Raw genomic sequence first — 18,827 nt, 5'->3', positions numbered from 1 at the left:
TCTATGGTGAGGACAGATATCTGCAGGGTCCATGAAACAAGAAGTATTTTGCCGGGGCTATTGTCGTGCCGCAGCGAAGTTTCCGTGCCAGTGGTTATTCGTGGCCCTGGTAATCCGTCTGAAATTAGCTTCTTGCTAGGCAACCCTCTGGCGAGACACGCCCTACTTGGGTGTGGTCAACCTTTTCAAGCCGAAGCAAAGAGCAGACCTATGCCGCGCAAGATAACCAACATGTCATATTGAGCTGTCATATACCGTCAGCTCCCTGTTTGGGGAAGGTCGGGAGATAACGTATCTGCTGCATCACTAACACGCGAATGCAGTGCCCCGAATAATTCTTTATCGGTAGCTGTAGCTGCTATTTGGGCAATGAGATGCGAACGAAACGATATGGGGGATTGCACGCGTGTGGACGCTGGTGACTCCGTGAGGGCGATAGTTTCAGAAGGGGGAATGTCGGCCAAATACGACCAGGCCCGTCCAGGCTCCGCTCTGGTTAGAGTGGAGTCCTTAGTTCGCGAGAGTCTCACGGGTTAGCGTGCGTAGTATTTAACGGATTCGCGAGGTTGTGTGGCGCTTGTAAAGTGCGCTTTTAAGATGGGAAATTTACTCAGCAAGTCGTGACCTTCGGAGATTTCACAGCGAGTTCACGTATCGAGAATTATCTGAGCTATCAAATTTTGACGGTAATCGTCAAATTTCTCGACTCTAAGCTATGATTAGAGTATGTTGCTACTCAACTTTACGGTATCGAACCATAAGAGTATTCGTGATGAGTGCACTTTGGAGTTTATGCGTCCCAGCTTTAAGAAGTTGAAGCCGGGCGCCGATGGCGATTGGTCTGCCGTCACTTATCCTGTGGTTGGTGTATTCGGCCCGAACGCCTCCGGTAAATCTACGCTCATTGACGCATTCAAGTACGCCCAAGCGGCGATTAACCATTCGTCTACACTCTGGCAACAGAGGCCGGAAATGGTACATGTTCCGTTCGCTCTTGACGATGAGTCAGCTAAGGGGCCTAGTTCGTATGAATTCGATTGGGTATTCGAGGGCGTGCGTCATAAATATGGTTTCACAGTTACCCCGGAGGGAATCGAAAAAGAATGGTTGCTTGATCTTCCTCGCACCCGCTGGCGAACGCTAATTGATCGTGACCGTAGTTCTGAGTCGCCCACCCAAGTTCGCTTTAAGGAGAAGAGTGGGTTGGTTGCTGTAACTCGACGTGAACTGATACTTTCGCGAGCAATTCTGCTGGAGCATGAAGAGCTTACTGGCCTCGGCAAATCATTGTTAGATGGGATCGAACTCGCACCATTTGGTGACACGAATAGAGAACGCCGACTCGCAAGCATCACCGACTCATTGCTGCAGCAAGAGATGAGCTTTGAGGACTTGACTACCCTTCTGCAAGTTGCCGATATCGGTGTTCGGTCGATTTCCGTCAAGGAAGATCAAGCTCCTCCAGAAGCTGTTCGACTAATGAAAATATTTGCGGAACTCGTTGATTCTGAAGCCGAAAAGATTGTTGGTGAAGAGAAGCGGATTCATATCGAACCCCTTGAATCCGATGCTGTAGTTCGAACCCTGGAATTTTTGCATAAGGGCAGGAAAAAAGACCCTCGGGCTTTCGGGGTCAACGAGGAAAGCGCAGGCACTATCGTCTGGCTTTCATTAATTACTCCTGCAGTAGAGGCTTTGCGATACGGGACAATGCTGGTGGTCGACGAACTTGACAACAGCCTCCACTCGCATTTAGTTGAGCTGGTAATCAGCCTCTTTCTGAATCCTCGAATCAACCGCTTTGGTGCTCAGCTCCTGTTCACCAGTCATGACACAAATCTTCTGTCTCCGGAATCTGGTTTTGATCTTGAAGCCGAGCAAATTTGGTTCGCAGATAAAGATACAGACGGTGCAACGGAGATTTATTCGCTAGCAGATTTCCCTCATCCAAAGGACGCCAACTTTGAACGTCGATATCTCGCGGGACGATATGGCGCCGTGCCACGTACGGCTCCGAGCCTGCTGGCAAGAGTGATCGGATCGGATGATAGCTAGTGGCGCGCCGTAAGAGGTCTGAAAAGAAACGGATTCTGATTTGTACTGAAGGGACAGTAACGGAGCCGCAGTATATTGATTCGTTGAAGCAGATTTTGGGAACGTCTGAGCTGTCATGATGTTCGAGACAAGGCAATTGATCCCTTCGATATCGCAGTTTGCCTGATAGATGTAGACACGCATGCAAAGTTGAAGGAAGCGCTGGCTCTGGCGGCTCGCAACGAGATCAGCGTTGTTGTATCCAATCTCAAATTTGAGGTCTGGTTGCTTTGGCACGTAGTTGAAAGTGTGACTCATTTCGAATCGAAGCAACTGGACCGGATGATGAGTGAGCAAAAGATTTTCGAGAAGGAGAAATCGTTATCGCCCAAATTCCCCGTCGAGAATTATAAACGTGCATGCCAAATCGCACGCCGAGCTGATCCGAAGTTGGGACCTGGGGAGATTGGTCCTAACTCATCGACTGGCATGCCATGGCTAATTGACATCCTTACCTCAAAATAAGAGAAAAGTAACCCGGCCTTCCCGCTTGCAACCACAGTAGGATGTATCACCTCCATCTCCCGTAATGTTGGAGCGCGCCCGATTCTTGATATTCTAAGTAATCGAGTCCTGTGTGATTTTTTATGCGCACCGTAAGACCTATCGAAAGAAGTGCCCGGCACGTGTTTAATTCACTTTCCGATCGCCTGACAGCGACCTTCAAGAACCTTCGTGGCAAGGGTCGCCTGACAGAGGCCGACATTGACGGTACCGCCCGCGAAATTCGCCGCGCCCTGCTGGACGCCGACGTCGCCGTACCGGTGGTTCGCGCCTTCGTAGCCCAGGTGAAGGAACGCGCACTGGGCCTGGAAGTTTCCGAGTCGCTGAACCCGGGACAGCAGGTTGTGAAGATCGTCAACGAGGAACTCGTTGGCATCCTCGGCGGAGAAACCCGCCGCCTGAATCTGGCCAAGAACCCTCCGACGGTGATCATGCTCGCCGGTCTGCAGGGTGCAGGTAAGACCACCCTGGCCGGCAAGCTCGCCAAGCACCTGAAATCCGAAGGCCACACCCCGCTGCTGGTGGCCTGCGACCTGCAGCGTCCCAACGCGGTTAAGCAGCTGCAGATCAACGGTGAACGCGCAGGCGTTCCGGTCTACGCACCGCACCCGGGCGTCTCCTCGGAATTCGACACCGCCACCGGCGATCCGGTAGCCGTAGCCCGCGACGGCGTCGCCGAGGCGAAGGCCAAGCTGCACGACATCGTCATCGTCGATACCGCCGGCCGCTTGGGCGTGGACACCGAGATGATGGCCCAGGCCGCGAACATCCGCGCCGCCATCAACCCGGACGAAGTCCTCTTCGTCATCGACGCGATGATCGGCCAGGACGCGGTCAACACCGCCCAGGCCTTCCACGAAGGCGTCGACTTCACCGGTGTGGTGCTCTCCAAGCTGGACGGCGACGCCCGCGGTGGCGCGGCCCTCTCGGTCGCCTCGATCACCGGCAAGCCGGTCATGTTCGCCTCCACCGGCGAAAACCTGGACGACTTCGAGATCTTCCACCCGGACCGCATGGCCTCGCGCATCCTGGACATGGGCGACGTGATGACGCTCATCGAGCAGGCCGAGAAGAACTGGGACAAGGGCGAAGCCGAGCGGATGGCGAAGAAGTTCGCCGACCAGGAAGACTTCACCCTGGACGACTTCCTCGCCCAGATGGCCCAGATCAAGAAGATGGGCTCGATGAAGAAGATGCTGGGCATGATGCCCGGCTCGCAGATCTCCCGCCAGCAGCTCGAGCAGTTCGACGAGCGCCAGATCGACCGCGTGGAGGCCATCGTCCGCTCGATGACCCAGCACGAGCGCGTGGCTCCGAAGATCATCAACGGTTCGCGCCGTGCGCGTATCGCCAAGGGTTCCGGTGTCGCGGTTTCCGAGGTCAACCAGATGCTCGAGCGTTTCACCGAAGCGCAGAAGATGATGAAGAAGATGGCCGCCGGCGGCGGCATGCCGGGGATGCCTGGCGCCGGCAAGGGTGCCGCGCGCAAGGCGAAAGCCAAGGGCAAGGGCAAGAAGCAGGCGAAGTTCGGCAACCCGGCCAAGGCCGCGCAGGCCGAGCTGGAAGCCAAGAACAAGAAGTCCGCGGCACCTGCCGGTTCGGCCTTCGGCCAGGGCGCCCAGCAGGACTTCGATCCGTCGAGCCTGAACCTGCCAGCAGGTTTTGAGAAGTACTTGGGCAACAAGTAATTCTTCGGTTTTTTACCAGACTGCGCTTCGTGGACCTTCGGTTCGCGGGGCGCAGTTTTCTTTGCGCTACGCCGATATCCAGAGCCACTGGTTTCGGCGCCAGTTCACGCGCCGTAGGATGGAAGGCAGGGGTACTCTCCCCGTATTTTGGAAGTGCACGGCATTTCCAGCTAGGCGGCACATCATGTCCGACAAGTCACCACGTAAGGGCGAAGCGAAGAAGCCCGCAAAATCCATCAAGGAAAAACGCGCCGAGAAGCGGCTGAAGAGTGCTGATTCCCTCACCGAATCAGCACGTAAAAACGCCAAATAAGCATCAGCGTCCGATCCTTAGGTAGCGAATCAGCGGCCTAAGGACAGCGCCCAGCCAAGCCTCTGCCTCTCGGTCAGCCACCGTCCGGCGGAGGCTTGCTGCTTTCCAAGATTTTCTCGAGCAGGCAGCGCGGGCCGAATCTGCTTCACCCCGGGGCCATGCCCGAATTAGACAGGATTTCGCGTGATTCCTGCCCATGCCTAAACTAGTGAGAAATCGATTGATCAAAGCGTGAAAAAGGGGTCCTAGATCGTGGACGATAATGAGTTCAGCTTTATCAACCTTGAATTTATCTTCACCGGTTCAAAGCCTGAAGCGGCCGCGGATGTCCACGCCGTCCTCGCCGAACACCGGCTCGTCGGTTTTATCGACGGTGCGAGATCCCGGGAGCATGCCACGGAGGTGCTCGCCGAACTGGCGACATTGAACGATGCCCGGGACCCGGTGCTGTGCCAGATCGGCCCGGAAGATGCACTTGTCCAAGGCCCGCGGCTCACGGAGCTGGCCCATAACCTCAAGGCGGCAAGCGGTGCGCGATTCGTCTTGATCAACGGCGAGGAATTGGACGGCCCGGTTCCGGGAGAAGAACAGCTTGGCCAGTACGCTCCGGACGCGCAGTTATTCCAGGGCGCTACCCTGAAAGTCTCGGATCTGACACTTTCCCCGCGCCTCGAAGGCAATACCTTCACGGTGTTCAGAAATCTCGCCGGGCTGACGGTCCTGCCCAGTAATCCATTGGAAGAGCCCAACATCTCGCGGTCCAGCCGGCCGTACCTGACGCTGACGCGCAGCGGCAGCGTGCTCACCGCATCGATCCACTCCAAGGGCCCGCTGCGTCCGCAGCTCTTGCCCGACCACGTGTCCTACCAGATCGATCTGGAACGCATGAGGATTCTTCAGGCCAGTACCGGCAGCGATGCGCAGTTGCTGTTGCATGCTATGGACGAGTGGAACGACGGGGTCTACGCGGACGACTATGAGATCGTGGATCAGCTGCTGGCAGCCGGACCGGCGCGGGAAGAAGCAAAATCGATTCTGCGCGCGCCCCGCTCGGCGAACAATCTCAAAAGGTTCCTGACTCTTCATGGTTATGACCCGCGGAGCATCGACTTCCTCTCGGGCGCACCGGTTCCCGAGGACGCACGGGAAATCCATGTCCACGGGGTGCTGAACTCGATCCGAGTCACCTTCGAAGAGTTCGAACGCGAGGCCACCGGCCTGATGGGTTTGCTCTCCCGCACCGGGTGGAGCCCGCGGGCGTTGATTTCCTCCAGCGTGGCCGTCCTGGCCGCCGGAGCCATCGCAAACCGGGCGATGAAGACTTCGCCAAGCCTGTCCCGTATACCTAAGCCGCTGCGCCGGGGTCTCATGTTCTTCTGGTACTCGGACGGTGTGTATTACCTTGCCAGGGGAGTCAAGGAAGCGTTGGAACCGAAACTGCAGAAAGCCATGTCTTCCTGAATCGACTGGTTCGGCGTCGAATCCCAGCCTGATTTAGCCACCCGTAGACGGGTGCTGAAGCTTCGAGGACTGGAAGGCAAGGTCGCAGTCAGTGGGATCCCAGATCTGCGGGAGTGATCCAGCAAGTCACCGTGCGCTGTGATTCGCGCCTTCTCAAGTTCATTTCCAACGGCTGCATGGAGCCGCGGTCCTATGTGACTTCCCGGATTGAAACGGAGCATTTCGCGGTGGATGAGCTTACCCGCGGATCGGGATTGGCCACGTCGATTGCTGTGCGAGATACAGCAATTTATTGCGGGCAACTAGATCGGGAGCTGTCGATCTGCGTTTCGATACGAGCAAGCTGCCACAAAAAGCGCCGTAGGTGGAAGCATTCGGCGTTAGGCTATAAGTCGCCTGTTGATTTTGAGGGTGATTTTCGGGTTGTGGTGGAGTTCGCTGCTTAGCGTTTTTGCTCCCGGTGTCCACTTCCCGGGGGCCGCCCGTCCTTTCGCGTCTCCCAAAAGAGGAGTCTTTTGCTGAGGCATCATCAGAAACCCTCGACGTCATCGCCGACCTGTTCGGGATCCTGAATGACAAGCCAACCAAGCACGTCGGAAAGACCAAGCCGATGAAAGTGCTGCACCGCAAACGTCCCGAGCTCATCCCGTTCTTCGACGAGAATATTCGCCGCTGCTAATGCCTGATCGGTGAGGCACCGGTGCCACCGGTGAAGACTCAGACTCATCGTGACTTCGCCGAGGCCTGGCTGCCGGCACTACAACGGGACGTGCTGCAGCAGTTGCCCGTGTGGGAAGAAATCGTAACCATGGTCGACCCCTCGGTGCCCATCACGCCGCTTCGTGCCCTCGATATTGTGGGCTGGGATCTGGGCCGAGCACCGCGCAGCGGTTGAGTGTCCGGCCGTAGCTCGTGCAGTCCTCTTGATCGCGTAAGTGCCCTAGACGGAACCTGACTGCCGTCGGCGGCCTGCCCGTTCTGCGAAGGCATCCAGGGCATTGAGCATCTCGGGAGCGCGCCAGAATCTGCCCCGTTTGTATTTGTCGACACCGATAACCACCCCATTTTCGGTTAGAAGGTCCATGGCTCGCTTGGACCTGAGGTAGTCCAGTCCCAGCTCTGCTTCCAGCACCGCGGCATTTACCACGGGTCGGCTTTCCAGAAGCTCAAGGACTCGCCACACTGCGGCGTCCTTGCGAGCCTTGATTTTGGCTTTCCAGGAGTCCGCAATCGATGTGACGTCCTCGGCAAGTTGTGTGCCGTTCCAGATTGCCCGGAATGAGGCTTCCGAGCAGAGCGTGATGATCGGCTCGGGGTTTCCAGCGCGGTACGCATCAAGGGAGCGGTGGTAGGCGCCGATGTCCGCCAGGAGACCAGCAGAAACGGGCGTTGACACGTTGCGCGCGACGCCGTGGCGTTTGAGCATCGAGTGGATCAGGGCCCTCCCAATTCGGCCGTTTCCGTCCGTGAAGGGGTGGACGGTTTCAAACTGGGCGTGAGCTATAGCTGCCTGAGCCATCGTGGGCACGTCAGTTCGTCGGGCGTAGACCATCAAATCTTCCATCAATGCAGGGACTCGGTCGTGATGGGGTGGGATGAACTCTGCGCCGATAGGGCTGCTTGAGCTGGTTCCAATCCAGACTTGCTGCTGCCTCCATGAGCCTGCAGTAGCCTCGTCTCTCGTACCTTTCATCAGCGCTCTGTGCATGTCGAGGATGCTACCAGTGTCAAGATTTTCCGAGGCCGCCAGAGCCGATTCCATCGCCCTAACGTTTCGCACCACGAGTGTGGCGTTCAGTTCCTCTTCGATGCCGAGCTCGGCTTCGCCCAGGCTGCGGGCGTTAGCCGTCAGGTTCTCGATTTGCGACGAGGCAACGGATTCGGACCGGAGCATGATCGTTGCAAATGGACCGACCCGCGCACCATACTTTTCATCGAAGCGGCTGATTTCCCGGCTCGCTTCTTCGGCGAGAGATGCGATCTGAGGCGAGGGTGCATAACCAGTTTCTGCGATGGTCGGAGGGACGAAGGCTTCGTAGTTCTGGCCCCGCATTCCGGACATGAATCTGAGGTCGTTGAAATCCTGGGCCCCACCCTCCCATGTGACCTCGTCATATTCGGCCTCTGGCCATGAATTGCTGGACGATAGCGAGTTGTTGGCCTCGTCTCTGTGGCTGTGACCGAACTTCCCATCCATATGGCGTGGTTGCTGATTCATCGATGCCTCCATCTGCAACTCCTCTGATTGGATTCTATCACTTAGCAAGTTATCTGATAGAAAAGTTCTTTCTGGCTATCACCTCTAGTCTCTGCGGCCCTGCTATCTGGCTGCCGGTGGCGTACCTTCTATCGTTTATCCGGTTATCTGATAGAAAGTGACCCACCGGTTATCACTTAGGGATATCTTCCCGACGGTCTCGAAGAATTCTGGATCCCCAGGGGAAAGAACTCGCAAGCGTCTTGTCTTGAATCCGCCGATGCAGGTCCGAGCGCGAAAGCCAGATGGGGATTTTCTACGGACTGCTTTTTCGGTATCCAGCTGCAGCACCGTACATTCGCATTTCGCTGGCGGACGAAAGCTAGAGAAAAACTGCCGCATATCCTAGGCTAGGGCTAACGGGGTACCCTCCCCATTTTTGGAAATGCGCGGCATTTCCGGCAAGGACGGCACATTATGTCGAACAAGTCACCACGCAAGAGCGATGCGAAAAAACCCGGCAAGTCCATCAAGGAAAAGCGCGCCGAAAAGCGCTTGAAGCACGCTGATACGGTCACCGAGCCGGTGCGGAAGTCAGCCAAATAATTAAGAGCCAGCCATGAGCGCTGTGCACTAAGCACTAAGTACTAAACACCAATCGAGCCCCTGTACCGCAGCGAATGATCGCCGGGCAGGGGCTCGATGGCGTTCTGCCGCCAGCTGCTGGCGGCAAGCAGCCTTAGGACAGCTGCGGATCCACGTCGAAGTGCTCGGCCACCTGGGTGATGACCTCATTGGCGCCCTGGAGCGAGACCGAGGAAAGGAAGATCGAGTCGTCCACCGGCAGTACCTCGCCGGTGAGCTTCTTCCACAGCGGGTTGGAGGTGAACTTCTTTTCCTGATCCCGCGACGCGTCGCCCTCGGCGCCTTCCGGTGCCCAGGTGGACTGGAAGATGACCTCGGCGTCGGCCTTCAGGATCTCCTCGGAAGACAGCGGTACGAAGATGGACTCGGTGGTGTCCGGAGCGTCCTTGGGGCGGGGAATGTCCATATCCGCCATGATTTCACCGATGAAGGAATCCGTGGCGTAGAGCCGGGCGGTGTCTTCGCCGGCGAAGCGCACCAGCGAGTAGGTGGTATCGGCCTGCTGCGCAAGGATTTCCTTGCCCACGGCGGCCGCGCGGGTTTCGTAGTCGGCCACTGCCTGCTCCGCCTCGCTCTTCTTGCCCAGCGTCTCGCCCAGCAGCACGACGTTCTCTTTCCAGGTCGGTCCGGTGGACTCGGAGAAGACGGTCGGGGCGATCTTGTTCAGCTGGTCATACATGCCGCCCTGGCGCACGTCGGCCGAGATGATGATGTCCGGGTCTGCGGCCAGCAGCTTTTCGAGATCCGGCTCGGTGGTGGTGCCAACGTTCACCGCGTCCTCGGTCAGCTCGGTGACGTCGCCGAGGTATTCGGGGAAGGGATTGCCGGACTTGCGGTACTCGGTATACGCAACCAGTTCGGCGCCAAGCAGCAGCGTGGCGTCCACATAGGACGGATCCAGCGCCGCCACGCGCAGCGGGCGTTCGGCCAGCTCGGTCTTTCCGCGGAAGTGCTCGATGGTGACCGGGAAGCCGGAATCTGCGGATGCATTTTCCTTGGCGGGAGTCTCGGAGGTTGCGGCGCCGCCGCAGGATGCGAGGGTGAGGGTTGCGGCGGCCAAGGCTGCAGTGAGGCCGATCAAGCGCGAAGTATGCATGCGAGTGCTTTCCGTGAAGATGATTTACTTATTGGCGCATAGTCTAATTATTAGACGCGAGCTTAGGTAAGGGTAAACTCAATCTGCCAAATGTACAGTAGCATGGTTCTGGCCCACTTGGGCAACATCCCGCGTCGCACGAAGGGTAATGAGTCATTTCACGTAGCACAGCACGGGCCGCCAGCCTGCTCGCCCTTTCCCTCGGTGTGATCGCCGCGGTGCTGCTGAGCCTCTGGATCGGCAGCAGCACCTCGAGCATCGCCGAACTGCGCCATGCGCTCTTCAGCCCCGATGAGCGGGTCAGCGACATCGCCATCCGGGAGATCCGCTGGCCGCGTACCGTCACCGCGCTGGCCGCCGGGGCCGCGCTGGGCATGGCCGGAACCCTGATCCAGGGCCATACCCGCAACCCCATTGCCGAACCGGGCCTGCTGGGCATCAACCAGGGAGCCGCGCTGGCCATCGTCTCGGTGGCGGTGTTCTCCGGACCGCTGCAGCCCTGGCCGCAGGCACTGCTGGCGCTGGGCGGAGCACTAGTAGCTTCGCTGATAGTTTTCGGCATCGGCCGGGTGGACGGACGCGGCGCCTCGCCGATCACCCTGGTGCTCGTCGGAGCGGCGGTGACCGCGCTGTGCGCCGGAGTGGTCTCCGCCATCGTGCTGCTCAGCGAGGCGGCGTTGGAGACGCTGCGCTTCTGGCAGGTCGGTTCCGTGGTCCAAGGCTACGATTCGTTCCTGGCGCTCTGGCCGCTGCTGCTGGCCGGGACCGGGCTCGCCATGGCCAACGCGCGCGGGCTCAACGCCCTGACCCTCGGCGAGGACTCGGCCCGGGCCCTGGGCATCACCGCGCCCCGGGCGCGCGGCATCGGCCTGGCGGCGATCGTGATGCTCTCCGGTCTGGCCGTCACCCTCGCCGGGCCCATCGCCTTCCTCGGCCTGCTGGTGCCGCATGTGGCGCGGCGGATCTTCGGCGCGGACTACCGCTGGGTGATCCCGGGCTCCGCGGTCTGCGGAGCGTTGCTGCTGGTGGTCGCCGACGTGCTCGGGCGCATGCTGGCGCGTCCCGGCGAGCTCCCGGTCGGCGTGGTGGTGGCCATGCTCGGGGCGCCCTTCTTCATCTACGTGGCCCGACGACGCAAGCCGGTCACCGTATGAGCGCCCGACGCACCGCGCCGACGGCGCTGCTGCTGTTCCTGGCCACGCTGGCGGTGCTCTGCCTGCATCTTTCCATCGGCGGCACCCCAATTCCGCTGCCCGACGTGGTCGGCAGCCTGCTCGGCATATCCCCGGATCCACGCACCGAGCTGGCCATTATGGAATTCCGGCTGCCGCGCAGCCTCGCGGCCTTATGCGCCGGCGTCGGCTTCGGCGTGGCCGGTGCGCTGACCCAAACCGTGGCGCGCAACCCGCTGGCCAGCCCGGATATCCTCGGCGTGACCAACGGTGCGGCGCTCGGCGCCGTCGCGCTGCTGGCGCTCACCAGCCAGGTGCAGGGCCTGCCGATGTTCCTGCACGCCTACGGGCTGCCGATCGCCGCCACGCTGGGCGGGCTGCTGGTCTCGGCGCTGGTCTTCTCGCTGGTCTGGCACAGCTCGCTGGAGAGCAACCGGCTGGTGCTCGTGGGACTGGGCATGAGCGGGCTCTGCGCCGCGCTGACCTCGTGGATGCTGACCCTGGGCGACGTGTACAACGCGCAGCAGGCATTGACCTGGATGGCGGGCACCGTCAACGGCGTTTCCTGGGCGGATCTGGCCATCGCCCCGCTGGTCATCGCCATAGGCGTCGCGCTGGCCGCGGCGCTGCGCAACCAGCGCGAAGTGCTCGCCCTGGACTCGGATACCTCCCGCGCGCTGGGCATGGACCTGGGCCGGGACCGCATCATCATGCTGGGCCTGGCCACCGCGCTGGCGGTGGCCGCGACGGTGATTGCCGGGCCGCTGGCCTTCGTCGCGCTGGCCAGCGGGCACGCTTCGCGCTTGATTGCGCGCAGCACCGTGCCGCCGGTTGCGCATAGCGCGCTGGTCGGTGCCATCTTCGTGCTGCTTGCGGATTTGGCCGCGGCCCGGCTATTCTCCGTGGTGCTTCCCGCGGGCGTGGCCACCGCCGTGATCGGCGCGCCGTACCTGATCTATCTGGTGATCCGCCAGACGCGGGTGCGCAGCGCCTGAGCTAGGCGCGCGGACGCAGCGCGGGAAAGTCCGAATCGCGGAATTCGGTGCCCGCGACTACGCCGGTGCGGTGCCGGTCTTCCTCGGCCCGGCGCAGTTCGACCCGGCGGATCTTGCCCGAGATCGTCTTGGGCAGGTCGGCGAATTCGATCCGGCGGATGCGCTTGTAGGCCGCCAGATGCTCGCGGCAGAAGCCCAGGATGCTCTCCGCCAGTTCGGGGGAGGGCTCATAGCCCGCCGCCGGGACGATATACGCCTTGGGCACCGTCAAGCGCAGGTCATCCGGCGCCGGGACCACCGCCGCCTCGCCGACGCCGGGGTGCTCGATCAGCACCGATTCCAGCTCGAAGGGGCTGAGCTTGTAGTCGCTGGACTTGAACACGTCATCGGCGCGGCCCACATAGGTGAGAACCCCGTGTTCATCGCGTTCGGCAATGTCTCCGGTGTGGTAAACCCCGTCCCGGAACACCTCGGCGGTCTTCTCCGCGTCCTCGAAGTAGCCCTTCATCAGCCCCAGCGGCCGCGGAGCGGTTACCAGGCAGATCTCGCCGAGATCGCCTTCCGCGCCGGTGGCCGGATCGCGGAGCACCACCTCGTATCCGGGCATCGGGCGGCCCATCGCGCCGATGGTGATGCGCTCTCCGGGCGGGTTGGCGATTTGCACGGTGGTTTCGGTTTGCCCGAAACCGTCGCGGATCACCTGGCCCCAGGCGCGCTGCACCTGATCGATGACCTCGGCGTTGAGCGGTTCCCCGGCGGAGACCAGCTTGATCGGGGGAGTTTGAAGCAGCGACAGGTCCGCCTGGATCAGCAGCCGCCACACGGTGGGCGGCGCGCAGAAGCTGGTGACCTGCTCCTTGGCCATCTGGCCCATCAGCGCCGCGGCGTCGAATCGTTCATAGTTGTAGATGAAGACCGTGGCCTCGGCGATCCACGGGGTGAACAGATTTGACCAGGCGTGTTTTGCCCAGCCCGGGGAGGCCACATTCAGGTGCACGTCGCCTGGCTCCAGGCCGATCCAGAACATCGTGCTCAGATGCCCCACCGGGTAGGAGGTGTGGGTGTGCTCAACGAGTTTTGCCTTGGAGGTCGTGCCCGAGGTGAAGTAGCGCAGCAGGGTCTCATCGGCCCGGGTCGGCTCGCTCAATTCGAACTCGGCCTCGGCGGTGAGCGAGTCCTCGTAGCTGAGGATCCCGGCGTCCGGTGCGCCACCGATCTGGATCAGCCGGTAGTCTCCGCGCACCGTCTCGAACTTGTGCATTTCCGACTCATTGGTGATCATCCAGGACACGTGGCCGCGTTCGATCCGGTCTTCGAGGTCAGCCGGGGTCAGTTGGGTGGTGCAGGGGACGAGCACCGCCCCGAGCTTGATGCCGGCAAGCATCGTTTCCCACAGCTCAACCTGGTTGCCGAGCATCACGGCGATCGAATCCGAGCGTTGCACTCCCTGGTCGCTGAGCCAGCGCGCGAGCTGGGTGGAGCGGGCCGAGAGTTCTCGCCAGGTGCGCCGCGTCGAACTGCCATCGAGTTCGGTAATGATCAGGGCCGGTTCCTCGCCTCGCTGCGGATCCGCGGCGAGGTGGTCGAACCAGTCGGTGCCGAAATTGAAGTGGGTGAACTCGGGCCAGCTGAAGGACTCCTTGGCCTTCGAGTAGTCCTTGCGGAGCTCCAAGAGTTGATTGCGGGCGGCGCGGAATTCCTCGCTGACGTTCATAGATGTCCTCCAACTTCCGTGTGGTTTCAAAAGGTGACCTGCGTTACGTGCCAATCTACTTGGATGTCAAAGCATTTCAAAGCACCCGCGCGCTGCTTTTTGAATTCGCGGCAGCCGAGTGGCGGGTCCGAGGGGAATGGAGATGGCAAACCCCTCGGGGCCACCGCGTACCAGCGGGGAATCCGAGGGGTTGGGTGAAGCCAGGCCGCCGTGGCGGGCTCTAGGGGCACGGCTTCCATGACTTGCCACCGGGTGCGTAGCAGCGCGGACCGGTGTAGTTGCTGGGTCCCTGCTGGCGCGGCTGCTGAGTTTTCGGTCGCGGCTGCTGAACCTTGGGTGCGGCCGGTTTCGGTTTCTGCTGCTGGAGGCGACGTTGCTCGGCGGCCTTTTGTTCGGCAGCTTGTTGCTGTCGCTCTATGGCTGCGCGACGCTGTTCTTCGGCTGCTTTTTCTTCCGCTGCCTTCTTTTTCTTTGCTGCTTCCTCTTTTTTCTTCTTTTCGGCTTCCTTTCGCTCTTCCTCGGCCTTGATCAGAGCGGTCTTATGGTCTTGATGTGCTTGTTCGATGCCGTTTGCACGCGATATTGATGTATCGAGATTCGCTACGTTCTTGGCAAAGTGCGTGGCGAGTAGCGCATAAGCAACGGGATGCGTGTTCGGCGTGAGCTTGTCCAGTGCGCTTTTGGCGCCTTGTCCGAGTGCTATGGCGGCAGCGGCCTCTCCGGCCAGGCTTTCGGCTTCGTTGATCGAGTCCGCCGGAGCGTCGCCAAGCTGGCCCAGAGCTTGCGTGGCTTCTTCCAGCTTTGCTGGGATAGTGCATTCGGCGTTTGGGTCGAAGAGCCCGGCGGTCGTGGTCGATGCTTCCTTCTCTGCCCGAAGCACTTCGTCATAGAATCGGACGTTCGGCTCATATTTGACCGCGATGCCAAGACCGGCGGCCGCGATCTCGGCATTTATCAGGCTTTTATCCTTGTAGACACCGGCCAGTGTGCGTCCATACCTATCGGTGCGTTCGATGTCGTACTCGAGCTTCACCTTGTCCCCCGGGGCGAGCAGCGATTTGAGGTAGTCGGAGGCTTCGGGGCCCATGCATTCGACGGCCTTATCCGGGTCCACCGTCTCTGGGGTGTCGATGTTCAGGAGCCGCACGCGGGTTTCCTCGCCGGCGATGCGCATATCCACGGTGTCCCCGTCGATCACGCGGACTACCGTGCCGCGCGAGTCACTATTCAAGGTGCCCGCGTATACCGCGCCGCCGGTGACCAGGGCGGCCGTTACGCCGATCGAAATCCAGGCGGTTCTTTTCTTGCTCATTGATGACTTCCTTTTGAAGCTGCGAGTGGGGTGGGGTGATGAGCTCCCTTCGCTCATTCAAGAAGAGAAACATTGTCGCGTCAACTTAAATCCGATTGTGAACCGCGGGTGGCGGGCCCGAGGGTATTGGAGATCACTTGCGAGCAATCGGCAAAACACTTGAAGCTTCAACTAAATTGGAGTAGGGTAGTAATCAAGAACAGTCGACCGGTACCCAGAAAGGCCTCTCACCATGACGATCCTCCAAGCAGACAAGCTCTCCGCAGACCTCCAGATGAACGCCGTGCAGCTCAAGGTGGGGGACATGAAGGCGATGAGCGGCTACTACCAGCAGGCCCTCGGGCTTGAGGTGCTGGGCGAATCGGCCCAGGGCACGCGCCTCGGACGCGGCACGCAGACCTTGGTGAACCTGCAGCACGCTCCGGGGCTCCAGCTGCCGGCCGCCGGCGAGGCCGGCCTCTTCCATACCGCACTGCTCTTCGAAACCCAGGCGGATCTCGCGGCCACGGTGCTTTCCGCCGCGCAATTCGACCAGAGCCGCTTCGTGGGCAGCTCGGACCACCTGGTCTCCGAGGCCTTCTACTTCACCGATCCGGAAGGCAATGGCATCGAGCTGTACTGGGACCGCCCGCGCGAGGCGTGGTCGTGGTCCGATGGCCAGGTGGCCATGGACACCGTGCACCTGGACCCGAACGCGTTCCTCAGTTCGCACCTGAGCGAGCAGGCCATTGCCGCGCAGCGCACCGCGGAGGCGGAAATCGGCCACGTGCACCTGCAGGTAGGAGACGTGGCCACCGCCCGGGCGTTCTACGTCAATACCCTGGGCTTCGATGAGACCACCTCCCTGGGCAACCAGGCGTTGTTCGTCTCCGCCGGCGGCTACCACCACCACATGGCGATGAACGTGTGGAATTCGCGCGGCGCCGGGCCGCGCAAGGACACCCTCGGATTGGGAGAGGTGCTGATCAACGTCCCGACCGAGGAGGAGGTCGGCAAGCTAGCCGAACGCTTGAGCTTCGCAAAGGTGGAAAACCACCACACCGGAGCCGAACTGCGCTTCATGGATCCCTGGAACAACCAGCTGCGCGTGGCGGTCGGCTAACTATTTCGCCGCCGGATCGGCGGAGTACCGGCCGTTTTCGCCTTGCGCATATCCAGATTCGTTGCGCGGTGGTAATCTCCAGTCATCGGATGCGGAGAGGGGTGACCGGCGATGGCCTCGAATGAGGGTGACAGGCTTCGGAGCATGGTTATCGCCTCGCCCAAGTGGGTGCACCGCAGAATCCAGACCAGTGACCACACAACACCTGGCCGGGTACTGCTGAAGAATTCCCTGGATTTGACCCCGCCGGCTTCGGCACGAATAGCCGGCAGTACTTCCCGGGTGGTCATTCCCATCGCGATCCTCGATAAGAAGGTGTTAACCGGATTCTGGGTCAGGGACAGTTCGGGAGCTCCGCTGGCCGTGATTAATCAGGAACGGTCAACCCGACTGGTGGCGGACATGCTGGTCAGCGTCGTTGAACAGGCGGGAATCGAATTCACGTCCAATGCTGCCGAACGCCGGGCGCAGCTAAAATTTGTCAATAATTCCGAAGCCATTGCTCCGGTTCCACCGACCGCATTGCTTGAGGCCTATCCGCAGTTGCAGGCGGCCAATCCCACGATCCGGTTCATCAACGACTTCATCCATTTGCTCGCGAACTCATGGGTTGTGCTCGTGGAAGTCCCCGAGGGCGCCTTGGGGCAGCGAACCATTCTCAGCTATGGGTACGACCTGCCCATGAACCCGGTTCCACCGCCAAGGATTCTCCAAGACAACGACGTCTACAGTTTCGACGTGTCCGATCCCGGTTTTTCGCGAAGCCTGCATCATGAGGTGCTGGTCCCGCCAGAGCTTGCGATTTTCGAAACCAGCCTCGAGCACGGCAGCGTGACCGGACGCGTGGTCAGAAGCATTGCCACTGCAACCACCCTGGGTCCGATATCCCATATCCAGAACCTGATTTTCATTCCGCGTTTCGCCAAAGCCGGAGTGGAATTCCGAATCCGGCCCGCTCCGACGGGGATCCGCGCGTTCACCCGGTGGGCCTTGCTCCTAGTCTGGGTATTCATCCTCGCCAGCTTCGCGATTTGGCTGGGTCCGACCGATTACTACCTGAGCCGGAATTGGTCGGGCTCAATTTCCTCCTCGGTGATACTCGTTGCGCCGGCGCTTTTCATGTCCTGGATGGCACGGGCGCCCGAGCCGGGGGTTGTGGCCAGGGCCCTATACCGGCTCCGCCTGATCAATATTCTCCTGGCCCTGTCGATGCTGACCATGGCCGGAGCCCTATCCGTCCAGTGGTCGCCGCGGATGTGGACCCTGCTCTGGCTGATTGCCTACGCATTTGGCGCCTTCGCGCTGGGGTTCTGGTTGGCCGAGCGGGCCGTGCGCAAGCCGAGGAAATTTTCTCCCCGCGGCCATGGTTGAACTAGGACAAAGCTCGTATGCTGAAGGTAGCCGAAAGGAGATCACCATGAGCCCTCTGCCCAGCATGGACCCGGAAACCGGACTGCCGCAGAGCAGCAACCAGTTGGCGATCTCCTACGCCGAATCCACTCTCGACAATCACGCGGCCCATCTCGTTGACAGCTACCGGAAGATGCCCATCGAAGGCGTATACAAGGATCTGGACAGCGTCGCGGAGTACGTGGAGCTTATGGAAAAGCTGGGAGGGCTCTCGGCGGGCGAAAGCTCCGAGGCCCAGGGCTGGACCGTCGAATAGCGCAAGGGGCTAGGCGCCGGTGATCCGGCCGAGTTTCGCCGCGGCGCGCCGAATGAGGTTTTTCGGCAGCTGGCTTTGCACCTGCGGCATCGCGATCGCCGCGTGTTCCTGCGCTTCGACGGTGTCGTTCCAGTACGCCTCGCTCTTGGTGACCGTGGAGGCATCGGGCTTATAAGGCGGCTTGTGGAAGGAGAGGTGCGGGCGCTCCCAGGCGATATTCCTGCGCAGCACCCGCGCCGGGGTGCCCGCGGCAATGACATTGTTCGGAATCTTGCCGGTGACCAGGCTGCGGTAGCCGATCACCGAGCCGTCCCCGATGCTGGCCCCGGCCAGCAGCGCGGCCTGCGCGCCGATCCAGACATGGCTGCCGACCGTGATGTCCTTGGCCGGGTTGATCCGCTTGCCGGTTTTCACGTCGAAGATCGGGTGCCCGTCATCGGCGCGGAACTGGTTTCCGCTGGCGATCATCACATCATCGCCGAAGCGCACGGTCACCCCCTCCACCGCGCTGACCAAGGCCTTGGCGGTGGTGGTCAGGTCGCGGCCGATCTGCACCGTGGCATCCTGCCCGATGCGGATGTTCAGCTGCCAGCCCTTCTTCTTGCTGGGGCCGATGAGCAGCGTCCCGTTGTCGCAGTCGAACACCAGGTCCAGCCGGCCGATCTTGGCGTCCGGGTCGACCAGCACGCGGTTGTTTTTCCCGCGGATCTTGATCGCTATGTTCTTCTCGAAAACGGTGGGGGACTCGATCCGGTTGCCCAGCTCGTCCTCGTAGCTACTGAGCGCGGTAAGTTCAATCACGCTCACGACTCTAGGCGCTCAACCCGGCCGGCGGGCCGGAACCCGGCTGATTCGCAGGGCACTGCCA

Annotated in this window: 18 protein-coding genes; 13 read left to right on the top strand and 5 right to left on the bottom strand. The window is 60.6% G+C overall.

The window, feature by feature from the left end:
- Window positions 1-726: 726 nt before the first annotated feature.
- The 7 genes from CQ015_RS01885 (at window position 727) to CQ015_RS01860 (ending at window position 6,955) form a co-directional block, all read left to right on the top strand.
- Window positions 727-2,055, top strand: a complete 1,329-nt coding sequence (locus CQ015_RS01885; RefSeq protein ID WP_105649196.1) for an ATP/GTP-binding protein — start codon at window positions 727-729, stop codon at window positions 2,053-2,055.
- A gap of 105 nt (window positions 2,056-2,160) precedes the next feature.
- Entirely contained in the window at window positions 2,161-2,559 is a 399-nt protein-coding gene (locus CQ015_RS19555; protein WP_105649195.1) for an RloB domain-containing protein, read from the top strand.
- A 161-nt stretch (window positions 2,560-2,720) separates the two neighbouring features.
- On the top strand, window positions 2,721-4,286 hold the full coding sequence (gene ffh, locus CQ015_RS01875) for a signal recognition particle protein (protein ID WP_105649194.1): 1,566 nt from the start codon (window positions 2,721-2,723) through the stop codon (window positions 4,284-4,286).
- 184 nt (window positions 4,287-4,470) lie between these two features.
- Window positions 4,471-4,599, top strand: a complete 129-nt coding sequence (locus CQ015_RS19200) for a hypothetical protein (protein ID WP_255248468.1) — start codon at window positions 4,471-4,473, stop codon at window positions 4,597-4,599.
- Window positions 4,600-4,851: 252 nt separating this feature from the next.
- Window positions 4,852-6,060 carry a hypothetical protein gene (locus tag CQ015_RS01870; RefSeq protein ID WP_105649193.1) on the top strand — a complete coding sequence of 403 codons (1,209 nt, stop codon included), beginning with the start codon at window positions 4,852-4,854 and terminating at the stop codon, window positions 6,058-6,060.
- Between the two features lie 460 nt (window positions 6,061-6,520).
- Window positions 6,521-6,739, top strand: a complete 219-nt coding sequence (locus CQ015_RS01865) for a DUF6308 family protein (protein ID WP_105569156.1) — start codon at window positions 6,521-6,523, stop codon at window positions 6,737-6,739.
- Window positions 6,740-6,769: 30 nt separating this feature from the next.
- Window positions 6,770-6,955: a hypothetical protein gene (locus CQ015_RS01860; protein ID WP_146113995.1), complete on the top strand. Its 186-nt coding sequence runs from the start codon at window positions 6,770-6,772 to the stop codon at window positions 6,953-6,955.
- A 45-nt stretch (window positions 6,956-7,000) separates the two neighbouring features.
- Here the strand turns inward: CQ015_RS01860 and CQ015_RS01855 are convergent, their stop codons facing one another.
- A complete protein-coding gene (locus CQ015_RS01855; protein ID WP_105649269.1) occupies window positions 7,001-8,278 on the bottom strand; it encodes a Fic family protein in 1,278 nt (425 codons plus the stop codon).
- 456 nt (window positions 8,279-8,734) lie between these two features.
- Between CQ015_RS01855 and CQ015_RS19195 the strand changes: the two genes are divergently transcribed.
- The gene (locus tag CQ015_RS19195; RefSeq protein WP_258133772.1) at window positions 8,735-8,863 is read left to right on the top strand and encodes a hypothetical protein; all 129 of its coding nucleotides are present in this window, start codon (window positions 8,735-8,737) and stop codon (window positions 8,861-8,863) included.
- 133 nt (window positions 8,864-8,996) lie between these two features.
- On the opposite strand, the gene CQ015_RS01850 is transcribed toward CQ015_RS19195, so the two are convergent.
- Entirely contained in the window at window positions 8,997-9,983 is a 987-nt protein-coding gene (locus tag CQ015_RS01850) for an iron-siderophore ABC transporter substrate-binding protein (protein ID WP_258133773.1), read from the bottom strand.
- 221 nt (window positions 9,984-10,204) lie between these two features.
- Between CQ015_RS01850 and CQ015_RS01845 the strand changes: the two genes are divergently transcribed.
- Together CQ015_RS01845 and CQ015_RS01840 are read left to right on the top strand one after the other, a co-directional pair.
- Window positions 10,205-11,152 (top strand): iron ABC transporter permease, encoded by a 948-nt coding sequence (locus CQ015_RS01845; protein ID WP_258138449.1) that lies wholly within the window; start codon window positions 10,205-10,207, stop codon window positions 11,150-11,152.
- Complete coding sequence (locus tag CQ015_RS01840) at window positions 11,149-12,165, top strand: iron chelate uptake ABC transporter family permease subunit (protein WP_105554618.1); 1,017 nt, start codon at window positions 11,149-11,151, stop codon at window positions 12,163-12,165. The genes CQ015_RS01845 and CQ015_RS01840 overlap by 4 nt, the downstream gene beginning before the upstream one ends.
- A gap of 1 nt (window position 12,166) precedes the next feature.
- Here CQ015_RS01840 and CQ015_RS01835 read toward each other — a convergent pair whose 3' ends face one another.
- Together CQ015_RS01835 and CQ015_RS01830 are read right to left on the bottom strand one after the other, a co-directional pair.
- Window positions 12,167-13,879 carry an AMP-binding protein gene (locus CQ015_RS01835; protein ID WP_105569152.1) on the bottom strand — a complete coding sequence of 571 codons (1,713 nt, stop codon included), beginning with the start codon at window positions 13,877-13,879 and terminating at the stop codon, window positions 12,167-12,169.
- Between the two features lie 220 nt (window positions 13,880-14,099).
- Window positions 14,100-15,191: a thermonuclease family protein gene (locus tag CQ015_RS01830; RefSeq protein WP_181148264.1), complete on the bottom strand. Its 1,092-nt coding sequence runs from the start codon at window positions 15,189-15,191 to the stop codon at window positions 14,100-14,102.
- A gap of 232 nt (window positions 15,192-15,423) precedes the next feature.
- On the opposite strand from CQ015_RS01830, the gene CQ015_RS01825 reads away from it, so the two are divergent.
- From CQ015_RS01825 to CQ015_RS01815, 3 genes are all read left to right on the top strand, one after another.
- Window positions 15,424-16,293: a VOC family protein gene (locus tag CQ015_RS01825; RefSeq protein WP_105569151.1), complete on the top strand. Its 870-nt coding sequence runs from the start codon at window positions 15,424-15,426 to the stop codon at window positions 16,291-16,293.
- 111 nt (window positions 16,294-16,404) lie between these two features.
- On the top strand, window positions 16,405-17,664 hold the full coding sequence (locus CQ015_RS01820) for a hypothetical protein (RefSeq protein WP_146113330.1): 1,260 nt from the start codon (window positions 16,405-16,407) through the stop codon (window positions 17,662-17,664).
- 46 nt (window positions 17,665-17,710) lie between these two features.
- Complete coding sequence (locus CQ015_RS01815) at window positions 17,711-17,959, top strand: hypothetical protein (RefSeq protein WP_105569149.1); 249 nt, start codon at window positions 17,711-17,713, stop codon at window positions 17,957-17,959.
- Between the two features lie 9 nt (window positions 17,960-17,968).
- Here the strand turns inward: CQ015_RS01815 and CQ015_RS01810 are convergent, their stop codons facing one another.
- Window positions 17,969-18,760 carry an acyltransferase gene (locus CQ015_RS01810; protein WP_258134050.1) on the bottom strand — a complete coding sequence of 264 codons (792 nt, stop codon included), beginning with the start codon at window positions 18,758-18,760 and terminating at the stop codon, window positions 17,969-17,971.
- Window positions 18,761-18,827 lie beyond the last annotated feature (67 nt).

The organism is Arthrobacter sp. MYb221, assembly GCF_002979835.1.
GTDB lineage: Bacteria > Actinomycetota > Actinomycetes > Actinomycetales > Micrococcaceae > Glutamicibacter.
Note: the sequence above shows the minus strand (reverse complement) of the source record. Positions and strands in the feature narration are given on the sequence as shown.

Bases quoted from the DNA above. Each gene is read 5' to 3' on its own strand.
- CQ015_RS01885 (WP_105649196.1), top strand. From the start codon at position 727: ATGTTGCTACTCAACTTTACGGTATCGAACCATAAGAGTATTCGTGAT.
- CQ015_RS19200 (WP_255248468.1), top strand. From the start codon at position 4,471: ATGTCCGACAAGTCACCACGTAAGGGCGAAGCGAAGAAGCCCGCAAAA.
- CQ015_RS01855 (WP_105649269.1), bottom strand. From the start codon at position 8,278: ATGAATCAGCAACCACGCCATATGGATGGGAAGTTCGGTCACAGCCAC.
- CQ015_RS19195 (WP_258133772.1), top strand. From the start codon at position 8,735: ATGTCGAACAAGTCACCACGCAAGAGCGATGCGAAAAAACCCGGCAAG.
- CQ015_RS01840 (WP_105554618.1), top strand. From the start codon at position 11,149: ATGAGCGCCCGACGCACCGCGCCGACGGCGCTGCTGCTGTTCCTGGCC.
- CQ015_RS01835 (WP_105569152.1), bottom strand. From the start codon at position 13,879: ATGAACGTCAGCGAGGAATTCCGCGCCGCCCGCAATCAACTCTTGGAG.
- CQ015_RS01830 (WP_181148264.1), bottom strand. From the start codon at position 15,191: ATGAGCAAGAAAAGAACCGCCTGGATTTCGATCGGCGTAACGGCCGCC.
- CQ015_RS01825 (WP_105569151.1), top strand. From the start codon at position 15,424: ATGACGATCCTCCAAGCAGACAAGCTCTCCGCAGACCTCCAGATGAAC.
- CQ015_RS01820 (WP_146113330.1), top strand. From the start codon at position 16,405: ATGGCCTCGAATGAGGGTGACAGGCTTCGGAGCATGGTTATCGCCTCG.
- CQ015_RS01815 (WP_105569149.1), top strand. From the start codon at position 17,711: ATGAGCCCTCTGCCCAGCATGGACCCGGAAACCGGACTGCCGCAGAGC.